The 17,490-nt window shown below is 60.4% G+C and carries 17 protein-coding genes; 14 read left to right on the forward strand and 3 right to left on the reverse strand.

Features of this window, described 5'->3' with window-relative positions; genetic code table 11:
• Positions 1–8: 8 nt before the first annotated feature.
• A complete protein-coding gene (locus tag HJB89_RS13725; protein ID WP_221150065.1) occupies positions 9–1,445 on the reverse strand; it encodes a DUF6880 family protein in 1,437 nt (478 codons plus the stop codon).
• Between the two features lie 201 nt (positions 1,446–1,646).
• Between HJB89_RS13725 and HJB89_RS13730 the strand changes: the two genes are divergently transcribed.
• Positions 1,647–1,901, forward strand: a complete 255-nt coding sequence (locus tag HJB89_RS13730; RefSeq protein ID WP_207582260.1) for a DUF2934 domain-containing protein — start codon at positions 1,647–1,649, stop codon at positions 1,899–1,901.
• 192 nt (positions 1,902–2,093) lie between these two features.
• Here HJB89_RS13730 and HJB89_RS13735 read toward each other — a convergent pair whose 3' ends face one another.
• Complete coding sequence (locus tag HJB89_RS13735; protein WP_207582259.1) at positions 2,094–2,738, reverse strand: ThuA domain-containing protein; 645 nt, start codon at positions 2,736–2,738, stop codon at positions 2,094–2,096.
• Positions 2,739–2,985: 247 nt separating this feature from the next.
• Between HJB89_RS13735 and galE the strand changes: the two genes are divergently transcribed.
• On the forward strand, positions 2,986–3,969 hold the full coding sequence (gene galE / locus HJB89_RS13740; RefSeq protein WP_207582258.1) for a UDP-glucose 4-epimerase GalE: 984 nt from the start codon (positions 2,986–2,988) through the stop codon (positions 3,967–3,969).
• Positions 3,947–5,509, forward strand: coding sequence for an alkaline phosphatase family protein (locus tag HJB89_RS13745; protein ID WP_221150067.1), 1,563 nt, complete (start codon positions 3,947–3,949; stop codon positions 5,507–5,509). Before galE ends, HJB89_RS13745 begins: the two co-directional genes overlap by 23 nt.
• A 60-nt stretch (positions 5,510–5,569) precedes the next feature.
• On the opposite strand, the gene HJB89_RS13750 is transcribed toward HJB89_RS13745, so the two are convergent.
• Positions 5,570–6,067, reverse strand: coding sequence for a DUF1993 family protein (locus tag HJB89_RS13750; protein WP_221115412.1), 498 nt, complete (start codon positions 6,065–6,067; stop codon positions 5,570–5,572).
• Positions 6,068–6,440: 373 nt separating this feature from the next.
• On the opposite strand from HJB89_RS13750, the gene HJB89_RS13755 reads away from it, so the two are divergent.
• From HJB89_RS13755 to HJB89_RS13805, 11 genes are all read left to right on the forward strand, one after another.
• Positions 6,441–7,370 carry a sugar ABC transporter substrate-binding protein gene (locus HJB89_RS13755; protein ID WP_221150070.1) on the forward strand — a complete coding sequence of 310 codons (930 nt, stop codon included), beginning with the start codon at positions 6,441–6,443 and terminating at the stop codon, positions 7,368–7,370.
• Between the two features lie 68 nt (positions 7,371–7,438).
• Positions 7,439–8,980 carry a sugar ABC transporter ATP-binding protein gene (locus HJB89_RS13760; protein WP_221115414.1) on the forward strand — a complete coding sequence of 514 codons (1,542 nt, stop codon included), beginning with the start codon at positions 7,439–7,441 and terminating at the stop codon, positions 8,978–8,980.
• 34 nt (positions 8,981–9,014) lie between these two features.
• A complete protein-coding gene (locus tag HJB89_RS13765; protein ID WP_221150071.1) occupies positions 9,015–10,040 on the forward strand; it encodes an ABC transporter permease in 1,026 nt (341 codons plus the stop codon).
• A 157-nt stretch (positions 10,041–10,197) separates the two neighbouring features.
• A complete protein-coding gene (locus HJB89_RS13770; RefSeq protein ID WP_207582252.1) occupies positions 10,198–11,256 on the forward strand; it encodes a dipeptidase in 1,059 nt (352 codons plus the stop codon).
• Positions 11,257–11,294: 38 nt separating this feature from the next.
• Positions 11,295–12,938: an ABC transporter substrate-binding protein gene (locus HJB89_RS13775; RefSeq protein ID WP_221131616.1), complete on the forward strand. Its 1,644-nt coding sequence runs from the start codon at positions 11,295–11,297 to the stop codon at positions 12,936–12,938.
• Positions 12,939–12,956: 18 nt separating this feature from the next.
• Positions 12,957–14,024 carry an ABC transporter permease gene (locus HJB89_RS13780; protein ID WP_221150072.1) on the forward strand — a complete coding sequence of 356 codons (1,068 nt, stop codon included), beginning with the start codon at positions 12,957–12,959 and terminating at the stop codon, positions 14,022–14,024.
• Entirely contained in the window at positions 14,021–14,956 is a 936-nt protein-coding gene (locus HJB89_RS13785; RefSeq protein ID WP_221150073.1) for an ABC transporter permease, read from the forward strand. The genes HJB89_RS13780 and HJB89_RS13785 overlap by 4 nt, the downstream gene beginning before the upstream one ends.
• Entirely contained in the window at positions 14,953–15,786 is an 834-nt protein-coding gene (locus HJB89_RS13790) for an ABC transporter ATP-binding protein (protein WP_221150074.1), read from the forward strand. Before HJB89_RS13785 ends, HJB89_RS13790 begins: the two co-directional genes overlap by 4 nt.
• Positions 15,783–16,532 carry an ABC transporter ATP-binding protein gene (locus HJB89_RS13795; protein ID WP_221150075.1) on the forward strand — a complete coding sequence of 250 codons (750 nt, stop codon included), beginning with the start codon at positions 15,783–15,785 and terminating at the stop codon, positions 16,530–16,532. Before HJB89_RS13790 ends, HJB89_RS13795 begins: the two co-directional genes overlap by 4 nt.
• A 162-nt stretch (positions 16,533–16,694) precedes the next feature.
• Positions 16,695–16,883, forward strand: coding sequence for a hypothetical protein (locus HJB89_RS13800; protein ID WP_207582246.1), 189 nt, complete (start codon positions 16,695–16,697; stop codon positions 16,881–16,883).
• A 142-nt stretch (positions 16,884–17,025) separates the two neighbouring features.
• Entirely contained in the window at positions 17,026–17,190 is a 165-nt protein-coding gene (locus tag HJB89_RS13805; protein ID WP_007632282.1) for a hypothetical protein, read from the forward strand.
• Positions 17,191–17,490: the final 300 nt, after the last annotated feature.

Consider the following 17,490-nt stretch of genomic DNA (forward strand, 5'->3'; position numbering starts at 1 on the left):
CGAGCGACTTAGGTCAGCAGGCTCCAGAAGCCATGTTTCTTGCCGTGCCGACGCTTCAGGTCTGTGACATAGGCGTCATGGGATTTGGCGTTGCCGAAATTGTCGATATGAGGGGCAAAGGATGCGCAGTCGGCAAGATGCCTCGCCGCGTATTTATAGCGGCTGGACCGGCCGCTATCGAGAGTGAAATCGATCATGGAGCGCAAGACGAAGGTTGCCGCGAGCGGATGTTTCTCCGCCAGAACCTCGGCAGCCGGCGGCATCAGCTCATAGAGATCGCCGTCCAGTTCCGCCTTTCGCCTGATCACCAGTTTCGCTGCCTCGGCAGGTGCCGGCCAATTCAGGAAAAACGCCAGCGCCCGGTGGATATCCGGGAAAGCCTGGGCATGGGCGAATGCCTTTTCCTCGGCCTCGAGATCGTCGAAATCCGGCAGTCGCTTGAGGAAGGCCTTGAGATGCTGGTGATGCAGCGATTGCTCGAAACACGTCCATCGATAGGCCTGCGCCTCCTCTGCGCGCCCCAGGGCCTCAAGCGTCGCGACGTGAGCAAGCTGCCATTCGAGCGGGATATCGGCCAAGCTTCTCGTATCGACCTCACCCAACACCGCAAGCGCTTCTTTCGCCCGCCCGGCGGTGAGCAGACGATCGGCGATTTCGGCCGCTACAATCGGCGTGCTGCGTGTTTCCGCGGGTTGCTGAGCGATGTAGGCATCGACATCCCCCTGGGCATCGGCAATCTCCTGCAGGGCAATGCGCACCGTCAATTCCCGGCTCGTGGCGTAGATCTCATCCTCGTAAACCGAGCCTGCGCTGCCCCAGCCGATGACCTCGCGCTTGTCCTCCGCCGGTTTGTCTTCCGGTTCCTTGGCCCATTGGACAAGAAGATCTTTCAAGCGATCGAGGCCATCATGACCGAGGGCTGGCGTCATCGCTGCAATCAGGTTTTCGTACAGACCGTAGCCATCGTCCTGCACGGCTCTGAACACCTTGTCGGCCAGGACGTCGATCTCGATCTTTGCGGATGCCGCGATGGCGCCGGCATCCTCGCAAGCCTGCCGAAAGCTTTGGATGAGCGACTCGCTGCCGGCGTTGGATCTCTCGAAAATCGAATCCGCCAGGGCGAGGAACTGCCAGATCAGCTCGAAGGCCTCCTCGGGATTATCGGCGGCAACGCTCTCCGTGATCGTCTTGCGCTGGGTTTCCAGGTCGCTCTTCAGCGCCTTCACTTTGTGCCAGTTGATGAAGGTGCGAGCCCGGGCAATGCTGGCAAGCCGCTTTCGCACCTCCCGTGCGATCTCGACGCTGCCGTGATTGCCGGCAAGCTCCATTCGAAGCCGTCGCTTGTGGGCGGCGCTGCCCGTACTGATTTCGATCAGCAGTTCGGCAAGGCGCTGCGCGCCGAGAGGTTCGAGATTCTTCGCATTGAGTGTTGTCTTGGCTGCCATCGGTCATCGCTGTCGTTTCTGCGATGACCCTATCCCGGAGGCGATGCGAGGCCAAGGTCTGGAAGTGTGTGCAAGGGGATAATCCCTTGGTACCTAGGTATTATCTAAAAACTAACGCTGCCTCGTAACGACTCCTAAAGCCGGTTTTGGCACCTTGTTGGCTGTCGAATATTGCTTCCAAATTTTCCGCTGGGGTTAATCATGAGTCATAATAGAGACGCCTGGGTCAGCCAGCGCGCTTATTCATTGTGGGAAGCAGAAGGCAGGCCGGATGGGCGTGGGGAAAGTCATTGGGCGCAGGCGCTGAGGGAGTTCGAGCAGCTGGAGCTGACGAAGGCCTCGCCGGATGGAAACGATCTCATCGAGAAGCTGAAGGCAGCTGGGCGGCTGATGCGGATCTTTGACGAGGCGGATCCCGCCGTCGACAACGATCGGCAGCTGAAAGCGGTCCGTTAGGCCGTATTACAATTTCCCGGGTTGCCGAAATATTCAGCGGCATTCCAGGCGGACGATCGGTCAGACGTCTTGCCACTTCAATGAAGCCGGCATCGAGGAATACCGAAAGCGTTGCCGAGATCGGCCACCCTCAAGGCGTGGACTTGGTTGACATCGCCCGTCACCATCCGTGACGCGCGACCCTTCCCAAATCTACTGGCGGGCGGCCCAGCCGAGGCCGCGGCGCAGGATGAGGGGCATATAGGGATGGTCGAATTCGGCGGCGACATGGCCGAGAGCGGAATAGAAGATGCGGCCGGCGCCGAAATGGCGCTTGAAGACGACGGGCATCACGACATTGCGGGCTGCCGGATCGTATGCGCCGGTGAAGGTGGTGGTCGCCAGGATTTCGACTGTCGGATCATAGTGCAGATAATATTGCTCCGAACGGTAGTCGAAATCGGGAATGCCCTCCATGACCGGATCGTCCTGGCGGGTGACCGCAACGCGGAAGTCGATGATATTGCCGGGATGGGCGACCCAAGTGACGCCGGAGACATAGCGGAAAGGGGCGCTTTCCTTGAAGGATGTGGCGAGCGCGCCGTGATGGCCGGCAAGCCCGAGCCCGCCGCGCACCGCCTCGACCAAGGCGCTCGCATGGGTTTTTTCGAGCGTTTCGCCGGTGATGATCGGCACCAGCAGATCGAGCTTCGCCAGCGTCGGAGACCCGAATATGCCGAGATCGCCGGTGACCTCGATCGCAAAATCGTCCTCGCGCAGCAGGTCGGCGACGATATGAGCGCATTGCTCCGGCTCATGGCCCTGCCAGCCGCCCCAAACGACCAATGCCTTCCTCATTCGCGCTCTCCCTGGCTGATGGCCCCGGACGTTGATCATCACATGGCGGTGCAAGCCCCTTAGATCGGGCACTTATGCAAATCACGCGAATAATTCTGAATGCCGCCGGTCTGGCGCAAATCGCACGGGTCGCGCCGGCTTCGGCATTTGACGTATTGTTCGTTCACGCTTATCGCAATTCCTTCTTTTTATTGACGTCTATCTCGTCTAGGCTTCTTTCGTCTTTTTCTAATAATAAGGGTGGTGCATGGCAGGGGAAACGGTTCTTGTCGTCGGCGGCGCCGGCTATATCGGCTCGCATACGTGCCTCGATCTGGCGAACAAGGGCTATAAGCCTGTCGTCTTCGATAATTTTTCGAACGGCCACCGCGAGTTCGTCAAATGGGGGCCGGCCGAGGAAGGCGATATTCGCGATCGCGCCCGGCTGGATGAGGTGCTGGCCAAGCACAAGCCGGCGGCGATCCTGCATTTTGCGGCGCTGATCGAGGTCGGCGAATCGGTGAAAGATCCGGTCTCCTTCTACGAAAACAATGTGGTCGGCACTTTGACGCTGTTGTCGGCGGCGCAGGCGGCCGGCATCAACGCCTTCGTCTTCTCCTCCACCTGCGCGACCTACGGTCTGCCACAGAGCGTGCCGCTCGACGAAACCCACCGGCAGGTGCCGATCAATCCCTACGGGCGGACGAAATATATCGTCGAGCAGGCGCTTGCCGACTACGATCAATACAGAAGCCTGCGCTCGGTGGTGCTGCGCTATTTCAATGCGGCCGGTGCCGATTTCGAAGGCCGGATCGGCGAGTGGCACCAGCCTGAGACGCATGCGATACCGCTGGCGATCGACGCGGCACTTGGCCGCCGCCAGGGCTTCAAGGTGTTCGGCAGCGATTACGAGACCCGCGACGGCACCTGCGTGCGCGACTATATCCACGTGCTGGATCTTGCCGATGCGCATGTGCGCGCCGTCGAATATTTGCTGAAGGGCGGCCAATCCGTTGCGCTCAACCTCGGCACCGGCACCGGAACGACGGTCAGGGAATTGCTCGGCGCGATCGAGGACGTGTCGAACAGGCCTTTCCCTGTCGAGTATATCGGCCGGCGCGAAGGCGATTCGCATACGCTGGTCGCCAACAACGACAAGGCGCGCGACGTGCTCGGCTGGGTGCCGCAGTATGATCTCAGTCAGATCATCCGCTCCGCCTGGAACTGGCATGCAAAAACCAACCAGCATTGAGCCCAGAATTGAGAAGGTTCGCCGGCCGAACATCCTGCTGATCACCGCGGACCAGTGGCGCGGCGATTGCCTGTCGGCCGTCGGTCACCCTTGCGTGAAAACGCCCAATGTCGATGCGCTGGCACGCGAAGGCACGCTCTTCCGGCGGCACTATGCCGGGGCAGCGCCCTGCTCGCCGGCCCGGGCCACGCTCTATACCGGCCTCTACCAGATGAACCATCGCGTCTGCCGCAATGGTTCGCCGCTCGATGCCCGCTTCGACAATCTGGCGCTGGCCGCCCGGCGGGCGGGATACGATCCGACGCTGTTCGGCTATACCGACACGGCGCCGGATCCGCGCGGCATGGATGCTCATGATCCGCATCTGACGAGTTATGAAGGCGTGCTGCCGGGCTTTACCTCACGCCAGCTTCTGCCCGAGCATGAAAGACAATGGCTCTCCTGGCTCAGGTCCCGCGCCCATGCGAATGCCGTCAGCCGCGACATCCATATTCCCGTCGGTGCGCGAGCCGGCGACATTTCCGATGCGGCGCCAGCCTATTCCAGCGGAGAGACTCAGACCGCCTTCCTGGCCGGCGAGTTCGTTCGCTGGCTGGGTGAACAGGATCGGCCATGGTTTGCGCATATCTCGTTCCTCCGTCCGCACCCACCCTTTTCCGTGCCGGAGCCGTTCAACCGAATGTTCAAGCCGGGCGAGGGGCCGGCTTTTGCGCGCGCCGTCAATCGCGAAGCGGAAGAGACAAGTCATCCCTACCTCGCCTATGCCATGCCGCGCACCGGCAAGGGCAATTTCATCCACGGCGCAACGGGGCCGCTCAGCGGCTGGAGCGGCGAGGATTTTGCCGCAATCCGGGCGATCTATTACGGCATGATAGCTGAGGTCGATGCTCAGCTCGGCCGGATCTGGCAGGCCCTGACGGATGCGGGCGCCTGGGACGATACGCTTATTGTCTTCACCTCGGATCATGCCGAGATGGCGGGCGATCACTGGACGCTGGGGAAGGGCGGTTTCTTCGACGGCAGCTACCATATTCCGCTTGTGATCCGCGATCCCGCAAGCAGTGCCGCGGGCGGGGTCGTCGACAATTTCACCACTGCTGCGGATATTTTTCCGACACTTTGCCAAAGGCTTGGCATCGACGCAAAGAACGGGCTCGACGGTCGGTCGCTGATGCCGTTCGTCAACGGCGGGAGCGGGTCGGGTTGGCGGGACGCGGCATTCTGGGAATTCGATTTCCGCGATATCGCCGAGGGCGAGGCGGAGCGGCATTTCGGGCTCAAGCCGAACGAATGCAATCTCGCGGTGATCCGCGATGCGCAGTTCAAATATGTGCATTTTGCCGCCTTGCCGCCGCTACTCTTCAATCTTCGCGACGATCCGATGGAGCTCGACAATATCGCCGGCGATCCCGCCTATGCGGCGATCCGGCTTGAGTACGCCGAAAAGCTGTTGTCGCTGAGGGCGCGGCATCTGGATCAGACACTTGCCTATACCGAGCTGACGGAAAAAGGGCCGGTGACGCGCCGGCCCTGGCTCTAACGCTTTGAAGTGGCACATAATCCTTTCCGAAAATCGATTCCGATTTCGGGGTTATGTGCTTTACCCGAGATAATCGCGCTTGCCGATCGGCGCACCCTGGTTGCGCAGGATGGCGTGGGCGGTGGTGACGTGGAAATAGAAATTCGGGAGGGCGAAGGCGGTGACATATTCATCGCCCGGAAGCACGATGCCGCTCTTGCCCGGCAGGGTGATTTCACGCGTTTCCGTGCCCTCCAGCGCCTCCTGGGAGAAGCTGGCGAGATAGGCTTCGGTCTTTGCCAGCCGTTCGCGCAGCTCATCGAACGTCTTCTCATTGTCCTCGAACTTCGGGGCGTCTGTGGCGGTCAGCCGGGCGAGGGTGAATTTGGCGCTGTCGCTGGCGCGCTGATACTGGCCGGAGAGCGGCAGCATATCGGGCGCAAGGCGCGCGGCGACCAAGATGGCGGGATCGATTTTCTTTTCCTCTGCGTAGGCTTCGGCCTTGTCGAGATAGGTTTTCAGGCTGGCGAGGCCGCGCTGGAACATCGGAACGGTGAGGCGATAGATCGAAATGGACATTTGTCCTGTCTCCAAAATCTTTAAATGACCGGCCGCGTCGAGGATATCGAAGACGCCTGCGGCCGCGGTCTTGTCTTCGAGCCTTCCATAGATGGAGGCGGCGTTGGTCTTTCACAACAGAGGCAATGCGGGCGCTGATGGTGACGTCCGCGGCATTGCGCCTTCATCTATATCTCGTCGCCGCGAAAGAGGCTTGACGTCGTTCCCAGAAAATGGAATGAATATTCCGAAGAGCAAATTTTACGGTTTGTTTGTTCCGTTTTACACGGGACACCGCGGGAGAGGCGGCGAGAAAATTGCGGCTCCAGGGCAATGCCCGGAGCTCCGGCGTGAGGAGGGTGCAGCCGGGCACCGCTTTGTGGAGGAAGTGAAAATGAAAAAGTTTATCCTGGGCACTGCGATGGCGCTCGTCATGTCGACGGCGGTCCACGCAGAAACCGTCGGCGTTTCGATGGCGAAATTCGACGACAACTTTCTGACCGTTCTGCGCAACGGCATGACCGATTATGCAAAGACGCTGAGCGGTGTGACGCTGCAGGTCGAAGACGCGCAGAACGACGTTTCCAAGCAGCAGAGCCAGATCCAGAATTTCATCGCCTCCAAGGTCGATGCAATCATCGTCAACCCTGTCGATACCGATGCGACCACGGCGATGTCGAAGCTCGCCGCCGATGCCGGCATCCCGCTGGTTTACGTCAACCGCCAGCCGGTCAATGTCGATACGCTGCCGGAAAAGCAGGCCTTCGTCGCCTCGAACGAGCAGGAATCCGGCACGCTGGAAACCAAGGAAGTCTGCCGCATTCTCGGCGGCAAGGGCAAGGCCATCGTCATGATGGGCGAGCTTTCCAACCAGGCTGCGCGCATGCGCACCCAGGACGTCCATGACGTCATCAAGACCGATGAATGCAAGGGTCTGGTGATCGTCGAAGAGCAGACCGCGAACTGGGATCGCACCCAGGGCGCCGACCTGATGGCCAACTGGCTCTCCAGCGGCATCGAATTCGACGCCGTCATCTCCAACAACGATGAAATGGCGATCGGCGCCATCCAGGCGCTGAAGGCGGCCGGCAAGGACATGACCAAGGTCGTCGTCGGCGGCGTTGACGCCACGCAGGACGCGCTTGCCGCCATGCAGGCAGGTGATCTCGACGTCACCGTGTTCCAGGATGCCGCCGGCCAGGGCAAGGGCTCGCTCGATGCGGCGCTGAAGCTCGCCAAGGGCGAAAAGATCGACAAGAAGGTCTATATTCCCTTCCAGCTCGTCACGCCTGCCAACGTCAAGGACTTCGTCACCAAGAACTGAGACGAGTGCCAACAGGATGCGGGCAAAGCCCGCATCCTTTCCGCCTGTCCGTATCCGGAGGAGATGATATGGCCGTCAGCCCGACAACCATGGCCGCCGTGCGTGCGAGCGGTGCAGTTCCCAATGCGGAATATCTCTTGAGCGCCGAGGGCGTTCGCAAGGAATTTCCGGGTGTCGTCGCCCTCGACGACGTGCAGTTCCGGCTGAAGCGCGCTTCCGTGCATGCGCTGATGGGCGAAAACGGCGCCGGAAAATCGACGCTGATGAAGATCCTCGCCGGCATCTACATACCCGACAAAGGCGATATCCGGCTGAAAGGGATCGAGATCCAGCTGAAATCTCCGCTCGACGCGCTGGAGAATGGCATTGCCATGATCCATCAGGAACTGAACCTGATGCCGTTCATGACGGTCGCAGAAAATATCTGGATCCGCCGCGAACCGAAGAACCGCTTCGGCTTCATCGATCACGGCGTGATGCATCGCATGACCGAAGAGCTGTTTACCCGGCTCAATATCGCGATCGATCCCGATATCGAGGTCCGGCACCTCTCGGTCGCCAACCGGCAGATGGTCGAGATCGCCAAGGCGGTTTCCTATAATTCCGACGTGCTGATCATGGACGAGCCGACCTCGGCGCTGACCGAGCGCGAGGTCGAGCATCTTTTCCGCATCATCCGCGACCTCAGGGCCCAGGGCATCGGCATCGTCTACATCACCCACAAGATGAACGAGCTTTTCGAGATCGCCGACGAGTTCTCCGTTTTCCGTGACGGCCGATATATCGGCACGCATGCCTCGACCGATGTTACCCGCGACGACATCATCCGCATGATGGTCGGGCGCGAGATCACCCAGATGTTTCCCAAGGAAGAGGTGCCGATCGGCGAGGTCATGCTCTCCGTCAAGGATCTCTGTCTCAAGGGGGTGTTTCGCGACGTCTCCTTCGATGTGAGAGCGGGCGAGATTCTCGGTGTGGCCGGCCTTGTCGGCTCCGGGCGGTCGAATGTCGCCGAAACGCTGTTCGGGGTAACGCCGGCAAGCTCCGGCTCGATTGAACTTTACGGCAAGCCGGTGACGATTTCTTCGCCGACCGAGGCCATCCGTCACCAGATGGCGTTCCTGACCGAGGATCGCAAGGATACCGGCTGTCTGCTGATCCTCGATATTCTCGAAAACATGCAGATCGCCGTTCTTCAGGACAGATACGTCAAGGGCGGTTTCGTACAGCAGGGGGCGCTCGAGGCAACCTGCGAAGACATGGCAAAAAAGCTGCGGGTGAAAACGCCCAATCTTTACGAGCGGGTGGAAAATCTTTCGGGCGGCAATCAGCAGAAAGTGCTGATCGGGCGCTGGTTGCTCACCAATCCGCGGATCTTGATCCTCGATGAGCCGACCCGCGGCATCGATGTCGGCGCCAAGGCGGAGATCCACCGGCTGGTCACGGAAATGGCGCGAAACGGCGTGGCAGTCATCATGATTTCGTCCGAGATGCCCGAGGTTCTCGGGATGAGCGACCGCATCATGGTCATGCATGAGGGGCGCGTGACCGGTTTCCTCAATCGCGATGAAGCAACGCAGATCAAGGTGATGGAGCTGGCCGCGCAGTGATGCGTGGCCTGCGATCGCCCAAGGGAGGTTTGACATGACTACCAAGGCAGCAGAGGGAGCGGCTCCGCTCGCAACCCGGCAAAGGCGGCGGCGTTTACCGACCGAGCTGAGCATTTTCCTCGTGCTCGTCGGCATCGCGCTCATCTATGAAGCGCTCGGCTGGATGTTCATCGGCCAAAGCTTCCTGATGAATTCGCAGCGCCTGACGATCATGATCCTGCAGGTCTCCGTCATCGGCATCATCGCCGTCGGCGTCACGCAGGTCATCATCACCGGCGGCATCGATCTTTCCTCGGGCTCGGTCGTCGGCATGACGGCGATGATCGCGACAAGTTTCGCCCAGTCGTCGACCTGGGGGCGGGCCGTCTTCCCCTCGCTGACTGACCTTCCTGCTGTCGTGCCCATCCTCGTCGGCCTGCTGATCGGGGCGACCGCCGGTCTGGCGAACGGTGCGCTCATTGCCTACACGAAAATTCCGCCGTTCATCGCAACGCTCGGCATGTTCGTTTCGGCCAGAGGTGTCGCGAAGTGGTATACGAAGGGACAGCCGGTTTCCGGGATCACCGAGCAGTTTCACTTCATCGGCACCAAAGCCTGGCCGGTCGTCGTCTTCCTGGTCGTTGCGCTGATCTTCCACATTGCGCTGCGCTACACCCGTTATGGCAAGTTCACCTATGCCATCGGCGCCAACCCGCAGGCTGCACGCGTTTCCGGCATCAACATCGAGGCGCATCTCGTCAAGGTCTATGTGATTGCCGGATTGCTTGCCGGCCTTGCCGGTATCGTCACGGCGGCACGCGCGGAAACCGCGCAGGCAAGCATGGGCGTCGGATATGAACTCGATGCGATCGCCGCGACCGTCATCGGCGGCACCTCGCTCACCGGCGGCGTCGGGCGCATCACCGGCACGGTCATCGGCACCATCATCCTCGGCGTCATGACCTCCGGCTTCACCTTCCTCAGGATCGACGCCTATTACCAGGAGATCGTCAAGGGTCTGATCATCGTCGCGGCTGTGGTCATCGACGTCTACAGACAGAAGAAGCGCCGCAAGCACTGATCTCAGATGATGCGATCCGATGGTTTTTGCGGGGGCTTCGGCCCCCGTTCCGTTTTTGGCGCGTGAAGACGGAATTTATAAAAAAGAGGTGGCGAATTCCGTCAGCTTTTCTATTCTGGTCTTCATTCTCGCCCGATCGGGCAGCGCAGGAAGATAGATGCAATTCGTATTTGACGGTCACAACGACGTTCTCCTTCGACTTTGGACACATTCAAAAGACGGTAGCGACCCGATTGCGGAATTCGCAGACGGCACGACCGTCGGCCATATCGATGCGCACCGGGCCAAAAAGGGCGGACTTTCGGGCGGTCTCTGCGCCATCTATATTCCCTCGGGCGATCTCGTCTTCGCCGATCCTGATGCCGATGGCCGTTACATCACGCCGATGGCGGCCCCTCTTGATCCGCTGCCTTCCCTTGCCATTGCCAATGAAATGGCGGCGATCGCGCTGCGGCTCGACCAGGCGGGTGCTTGGCGGCTCTGCCGGACGGTGAAGGATATCCGCGGCGCCATGGTCGACGATATTTTCGCCGCCGTCCTACACATGGAAGGCTGCGAGGCGATCGGCGCCGATCTTTCGGCGCTTGAAGTGTTTTATGCGGCGGGGCTGCGGTCGCTCGGGCCAGTCTGGAGCCGGCACAATGTCTTCGGCTACGGCGTGCCCTTCGCCTTTCCGATGTCGCCGGACACGGCACCCGGCCTGACCGACGCCGGTTTCGCTTTGGTGAGGGAATGCAATCGCCTCGGTATCCTGATTGATCTTGCCCATATCACGGAGAAGGGGTTCTGGGACATAGCGAAGACGACGGACCAGCCGCTGGTCGCCAGCCATTCCAACGCCCATGCGCTGACGCCGGTCGCGCGCAATCTGACGGACAGGCAGCTCGATGCAATCCGCGAAAGCCGCGGGCTCGTCGGCATCAACTATGCCACCGCCATGCTGCGTCCCGATGGGCGTTCGGACGGCGATACGCCGCTTGCCGACATGATCCGCCACATCGACTATCTGGTGAACCGCATCGGCATCGACTGCGTGGGCCTCGGATCGGACTTCGACGGCGCCACTATTCCTGAGGAAATCGGCGATGCAGCGGGCAATCAGAAGCTGATTGCCGCTCTCAGGGAGGTTGGTTATGCTGAGGCTGACCTGACCAAACTCGCCCGTGAAAACTGGCTTCGCATTCTGGCAAAGGCTTGGCGGGAAGACCGTGCCTAAGCCTTTCGTATCCAATCAAAAAACAAGGGGAACGGACCATGATGATCACCAAGCTCAGCCGCAATTTCCGACTGCTTTCCGCGGGAGCGGCACTTTCGCTGCTGATGATGGCAGCACCCGCCGCCTTCGCCGAGACGCCCAAGGATACGCTGGTCGAGGGTTTCGCCATCGATGACATCATCACGATGGATCCGGGCGAGGCGTTCGAGCTCTCGACCGCCGAAGTTACCACCAACAGCTACAGCCTGCTCGTCCGTCTCGATATGGACGACACGTCCAAGGTGAAGGGCGATCTGGCCGACAGCTGGAATGTTTCCGATGACGGTCTGACCTATACGTTCAAGCTGAAATCGGGGCTGAAATTTGCCTCTGGCAATCCGATCACCGCCGAAGACGTCGCCTGGTCGTTCGAGCGCGCCGTCAAGCTCGACAAAAGCCCGGCCTTCATCCTCACGCAATTCGGCTTGACCGGCGACAATGTCACGGAAAAAGCCAAGGCGGCCGATGCCGGCACCTTCGTCTTCACCGTCGACAAGGCCTATGCGCCGAGCTTCGTGCTCAACTGCCTGACGGCAACGGTCGCTTCCGTCGTCGACAAGAAGCTGGTGATGGAGCATGTGAAGGCGGTGACGCCCGATGCCGAGCACAAATACGACAGCGATTTCGGCAATGAGTGGCTGAAGACCGGCTATGCCGGCTCCGGCGCCTATAAGCTGCGCGAATGGCGCGCCAATGAAGTGGTCGTTCTGGAACGCAACGACAATTATTACGGCGACAAGGCAAAGCTCAACCGCGTCATCTACCGCTATATGAAGGAAAGCGCTGCGCAGCGGCTGGCGCTCGAAGCCGGCGACATCGATATCGCCCGCAACCTCGAGCCTGGCGACATCGACGCCGTTTCGAAGAATGCCGACCTCGCAACGACGAGTGCGCCGAAGGGCACGATCTATTATGTCAGCCTGAACAACAAGAACGAGAATCTGAAGAAGCCGGAAGTCCAGGAAGCCTTCAAGTATCTGGTCGACTATGATGCGATCGGCGCAACCTTGATCAAGGGAATCGGCGAAATCCATCAGACCTTCCTGCCGAAGGGCCAGCTCGGCGCGCTCGACGAAAATCCCTACAAGCTCGATGTCGCCAAGGCCAAGGAACTGCTCGCCAAGGCAGGCGTACCGGACGGTTTCTCGATCACCATGGACGTGCGCAACACTCAGCCGGTGACCGGTATCGCCGAATCCATGCAGCAGACGCTGGCGCAGGCCGGCGTGAAGATGGAAATCATTCCGGGCGACGGCAAGCAGACGCTGACCAAATACCGCGCCCGCACTCACGACATGTATATCGGCCAATGGGGGTCGGACTATTTCGACCCGAATTCCAATGCCGATACCTTTACCGGCAATCCCGACAATTCCGATGCCGGCACGGTGAAGACGCTCGCATGGCGCAATACCTGGGAAGCGCCGGAACTCGACAAGCAAGCCAAGGCAGCGCTTCTGGAACGCGACGCTGCAAAGCGCGCCGCCATATATCAGGATATCCAGAAGAAATATCTTGAAAACAGCCCCTTTGTCTTCATCTTCCAGCAGACCGAGGTGGCCGGCTACCGCAAAAGCGTGAAGGACTTCAAGCTGGGTCCGAGCTTCGACACCAATTTCGTCGGTCCGATCGCCAAGGAATAGTCCGGCAGGATTGGCCGCTTGAGCACCGTCGAAACGACACAGGCGGCGCGGCCCCGAAAGGGCCGTGCCGGCGCCTTCGCAAAGGCGCTGGGGCGGTTCCTGTTTGCCGCCGTCACCACCTATTTCGGCCTTCTGGCCGTCACCTTCTTCATCGGCCGCGTTGTGCCGATCGATCCCGTGCTCGCCATTCTCGGCGATCGCGCCCCCGCCCATGTCGTCGAGCGCGTGCGCGAGGAGATGGGCTTCAACCTGCCGCTCTATCAGCAGTTTTTCATCTATATCAAAGGCATACTGTCCGGCGATTTCGGTAATTCGGTGCTGACGACCAATCCGGTCATGGTCGATATCCGCCGTGTCCTGCCGGCAACCATCGAGCTCGCGACACTCGGAACGCTCATCGGTGCTTTCGTCGGCGTGCCGCTCGGCGTTCTCGCCGCCGTGCGGCGCGGCAGCATCGCCGACCAGGTCGTGCGCGTCGTCGGCCTGATCGGTTATTCGGTGCCGATCTTCTGGCTGGCGCTGATTTCGCTCGTCATCTTCTATGCGCGGCTGCGCTGGGTGGCGTTTCCCGGCCGCATCGACATCGTCTTCGAATACACGTTCACGCCGATCACAGGCTTGTATCTGCTGGACAGTGCCTGGCAGGGGCAATGGGATGTGTTTTACGATGTCTTCCGCCACATCATCCTGCCTGCATCGCTGCTCGGCTATTTCTCGCTCGCCTATATCAGCCGCATGACGCGCAGCTTCATGCTGAACGAGCTTTCCCAGGAATATATCGTTGCCGCGCGTGCCAAGGGGCTTTCGGAAACGCGGGTGATCTGGGGCCATGCGCTGCGTAATGCCGCCGTGCCGTTGGTCACCGTCATCGCGCTTTCCTATGCCGGCCTGCTCGAAGGATCGGTGCTGACCGAGACCGTCTTTTCCTGGCCGGGCATCGGGCTCTACATCACCAATTCGCTGCAGAACGCCGACATGAATGCCGTGCTCGGCGGGACGATCGTCATCGGCACGGTCTTCATCGGCATCAACCTTCTGTCCGATCTTCTCTACCGGACACTCGACCCGAGGACGCGAAACCGATGACGGTTCCCGCCAGCCCATCCCAGCCGATGAGCCGCCGCGAATGGCTGCTTTCCGACCGGCCGCAATCGCGCATGCAGGCACGGCTCGGCCGCGCCTACATCACCTGGCGGCAGTTCACGGCCAACCGGCTCGCCGTCGTCGGCCTGCTGATCATCATCGCGCTGCTTTTCATCGCCGCTTTTGCCGATTTGCTCGCCACGCACAATCCCGTCGTTGGCGATCTGCGCAACGCCCGTCTGCTGCCGCCCGGAACGGGGGAATTCCTGCTCGGCACTGATGACCAGGGCCGCGACATCTATTCGCGGCTGATTTATGGATCGCGATTGACGCTGTTCGTCATCGTGCTCGTCGCGGTCATCTCGGCGCCGATCGGTCTGATCGTCGGCACGGTATCGGGTTATGCCGGAGGCTGGGTCGATGCGACGCTGATGCGCATCACCGATATTTTCCTTGCCTTTCCGAAGCTGGTGCTGGCGCTCGCCTTCGTTGCCGCGCTCGGTCCCGGCATCCAGAACGCGATCATCGCCATCGCCATCACATCCTGGCCGCCCTATGCCCGCATCGCCCGCGCCGAGACGCTGACGGTCCGGCGGTCCGATTATATCTCGGCGGTGAAGCTGATGGGCGCCTCGCCGTTCCGCATCATCCTGCGCCATGTCATGCCGCTCTGCATTTCCTCGCTGATCGTGCGCGTGACGCTCGACATGGCGGGCATCATCCTGACCGCCGCCGGTCTCGGTTTTCTCGGCCTCGGGGCGCAGCCGCCGCTGCCGGAATGGGGGGCGATGATTGCCTCGGGACGGCGCTTCATCCTCGATCAATGGTGGGTCGCGGCGATGCCCGGCATCGCCATCCTCATCGTCAGCCTCGGCTTCAATCTGCTTGGCGACGGCCTGCGCGACGCGCTCGATCCGAAGGAAAGCGGCCAATGACGACACTTCTGACGGTTGATAAGCTCAAGGTCAGCTACCCCACGCGCACCGGCGTGATCGAGGCCGTGCGCGGCGTCTCCTTCACGCTCGGCAAGGAAAGACTCGGCATCGTCGGCGAATCCGGTTCCGGCAAATCGCAGACCGGCAGGGCGATCATGGGGCTGACGCCGAAACATGCTATCGTCACGGCCGACCGGCTGGATTTCAACGGCATCGACCTGATCGAGGCTTCCGCCGGCGAAAGACGCAGGCTGCGCGGCAAGCGCATCGCCATGATCCTGCAGGATCCGAAATATTCGCTCGATCCGGTCATGACCATCGGGCGGCAGATCTGCGAAACGCTGCGTACTCATGAGAGGGTCGGCAAGGCGGAGGCGCGCGAGCGCGCGCTCGCCATGCTGGAAGCGGTGCAGATCCGCGATCCGAAACGTGTCTTCGACCTGCATCCGCACGAGGTTTCGGGCGGCATGGGGCAGCGGGCGATGATCGCCATGATGCTGATTGCCGGGCCTGAATTGCTGATTGCCGATGAGCCGACCTCGGCGCTCGACGTGACGGTGCAGCTCGACGTGCTGAGAATCATGGATAGGCTGGTATCGGAGCGGGGCATGGGGCTGATCTTCGTTTCCCACGATCTGAGGCTGGTCTCCTCCTTCTGCGACCGGATCATCGTCATGTATGCCGGAAAGGTCGTCGACGAGCTCGCGGCCGCCGATCTCAAGCATGCGCAGCATCCCTATACGAAAGGATTGCTGAATTGCATGCCCGAGATCGGCCAGAACCGTCATCCGCTGCCGGTGCTCGATCGCAGGCCGGAGTGGGCGGCATGAGCGCCGCTCTTGAGGCCGATAATCTCAGCGTCGTCTACGATCAATTTCACGCGCTGAAGGATGTCAGCATCACGGTCGAGCGTGGCGAATCCTTTGGCCTTGTCGGCGAGTCCGGCTCGGGGAAATCGACTTTGCTGCGGGCAGTCGCCGGGCTGGCGCCGATCAGCGGCGGCGCGATCAACATCGATGGCGAAGCGCTGAAAGGTTCAAAACGCAGCAAAATCTTCTATCGGCGCGTGCAGATGGTCTTCCAGGACCCGTATGGTTCGCTGCATCCGCGCCAGACGATCGACCGGCTCCTGCTCGAACCACTGGCGATTCACGGCATCGACGACGGCGAGAAGCGCATCGCTCGCGCGCTCGACGAGGTCGGCCTCGGCAACGGCTTCCGTTTCCGTTATCCGCACCAGCTCTCCGGCGGCCAGCGGCAGCGCGTGGCGATCGCCCGGGCATTGATCGTCGAACCGTCGATTCTGCTGCTCGACGAGCCGACTTCGGCGCTCGACGCCTCGGTGCAGGCCGAGGTTCTGAACCTCTTGGAGCAGATCCGGCGCGACCGCAAGTTGACGTTCGTGATGGTGAGCCACGATCTCGGCGTCATCACCCATATGTGCGAAAGGTTGGCCGTGATGCGCAACGGCGCTGTCGTCGAGCGGTTGAGTTCGGAAGAACTGGCAAGCGGCGCGGTTCGGGAGGACTACACGAAAAATTTGATGATCGCCAGCAAGGGGTTTGTCAAAGCCTGAAAGGCAATCTTTTCAACCCGTTGAAAAGAAGGGGTCAGGGTCGGCGTTAAGGATAAGACTTCCCTAAAAGACGACCATTCAACTAGACTATTGACAGCTGCCTTGCTTCTGTCATGATCCTGTTAACGATTGTTAGCTTTCGTGATCGATGGAGGTTGAGGCATGTTCTTTCTCGGCGGGATGACCATGGGCTATCTAGATCCTCCGGTCAAAGCCGATCGCAGGGAACAGATTTCGGTATCCCTTCCCGCGGAAAAGGACCGCCGGCTGATCGACACGTCTTCCAATTCGCCGCAAAGCGAGAACGCCGTCGAGCGCTCGTTGATCTGGGCATGGCGCGTACTCTGCTAAAATGGCGGGCTGCTAAAAGGACTGGTTGAATTTTCTCCTCCGTTCGCTCTGGACGGAATTTTATCTCTACCTACTTGATAGAGAAAATACGAATATCAACGCGAGCCGCACAACCGGCCGCAGGAAACAACGGAGGCGACATATGGCAGATCTGGGTATTTCGCATGCTCACGTGAACCAGTATGGTTCCATCCCGGCCAAGAAGGTGCTCACCACGCGCCATAGGCTTCAGACGCTGCTTCATGGAGCGATCTTCACCGCGGCATTCCTGTTCGTCGTCGCCATGGTTTGCGGGGTCGTCGGGTAATCGGCAAATGGCAGGCGCCGGTGATGCCGGCAGCTGCGGGCGGTTTTTGCCCTTATTGAATTCCGGAACATCTCATTCGGCGTTCTCCCGACACTCGAATGTCAAAGGCGAGTTGCCATAAGGGGGCATCTTGCTCTGGTTGATCGAAGCCGATCCCATCATCATTCTTCCGTCCTTCTTTCATTCATCGAAAACGGCCGCATCGACCTTGTTGGTGCGACCGGAATCGATGAGTTCCTGCCTGCCGGCACCTTAGTGCCGGCATTTTTGTGCCTACCGCCCAGATCAGCTCGCTGAGGG

Origin of the sequence: Rhizobium sp. NZLR8 (genome assembly GCF_019685025.1) — a bacterium.
Classification (GTDB): Bacteria; Pseudomonadota; Alphaproteobacteria; order Rhizobiales; family Rhizobiaceae; genus Rhizobium.

Bases quoted from the DNA above. Each gene is read 5' to 3' on its own strand.
- HJB89_RS13770 (WP_207582252.1), top strand. From the start codon at position 10,198: ATGCAATTCGTATTTGACGGTCACAACGACGTTCTCCTTCGACTTTGG.
- HJB89_RS13765 (WP_221150071.1), top strand. From the start codon at position 9,015: ATGACTACCAAGGCAGCAGAGGGAGCGGCTCCGCTCGCAACCCGGCAA.
- HJB89_RS13795 (WP_221150075.1), top strand. From the start codon at position 15,783: ATGAGCGCCGCTCTTGAGGCCGATAATCTCAGCGTCGTCTACGATCAA.
- HJB89_RS13800 (WP_207582246.1), top strand. From the start codon at position 16,695: ATGTTCTTTCTCGGCGGGATGACCATGGGCTATCTAGATCCTCCGGTC.
- HJB89_RS13730 (WP_207582260.1), top strand. From the start codon at position 1,647: ATGAGTCATAATAGAGACGCCTGGGTCAGCCAGCGCGCTTATTCATTG.
- HJB89_RS13805 (WP_007632282.1), top strand. From the start codon at position 17,026: ATGGCAGATCTGGGTATTTCGCATGCTCACGTGAACCAGTATGGTTCC.
- HJB89_RS13785 (WP_221150073.1), top strand. From the start codon at position 14,021: ATGACGGTTCCCGCCAGCCCATCCCAGCCGATGAGCCGCCGCGAATGG.
- HJB89_RS13750 (WP_221115412.1), bottom strand. From the start codon at position 6,067: ATGTCCATTTCGATCTATCGCCTCACCGTTCCGATGTTCCAGCGCGGC.
- HJB89_RS13745 (WP_221150067.1), top strand. From the start codon at position 3,947: ATGCAAAAACCAACCAGCATTGAGCCCAGAATTGAGAAGGTTCGCCGG.
- HJB89_RS13760 (WP_221115414.1), top strand. From the start codon at position 7,439: ATGGCCGTCAGCCCGACAACCATGGCCGCCGTGCGTGCGAGCGGTGCA.
- HJB89_RS13775 (WP_221131616.1), top strand. From the start codon at position 11,295: ATGATGATCACCAAGCTCAGCCGCAATTTCCGACTGCTTTCCGCGGGA.
- HJB89_RS13755 (WP_221150070.1), top strand. From the start codon at position 6,441: ATGAAAAAGTTTATCCTGGGCACTGCGATGGCGCTCGTCATGTCGACG.
- galE (WP_207582258.1), top strand. From the start codon at position 2,986: ATGGCAGGGGAAACGGTTCTTGTCGTCGGCGGCGCCGGCTATATCGGC.
- HJB89_RS13735 (WP_207582259.1), bottom strand. From the start codon at position 2,738: ATGAGGAAGGCATTGGTCGTTTGGGGCGGCTGGCAGGGCCATGAGCCG.
- HJB89_RS13725 (WP_221150065.1), bottom strand. From the start codon at position 1,445: ATGGCAGCCAAGACAACACTCAATGCGAAGAATCTCGAACCTCTCGGC.
- HJB89_RS13790 (WP_221150074.1), top strand. From the start codon at position 14,953: ATGACGACACTTCTGACGGTTGATAAGCTCAAGGTCAGCTACCCCACG.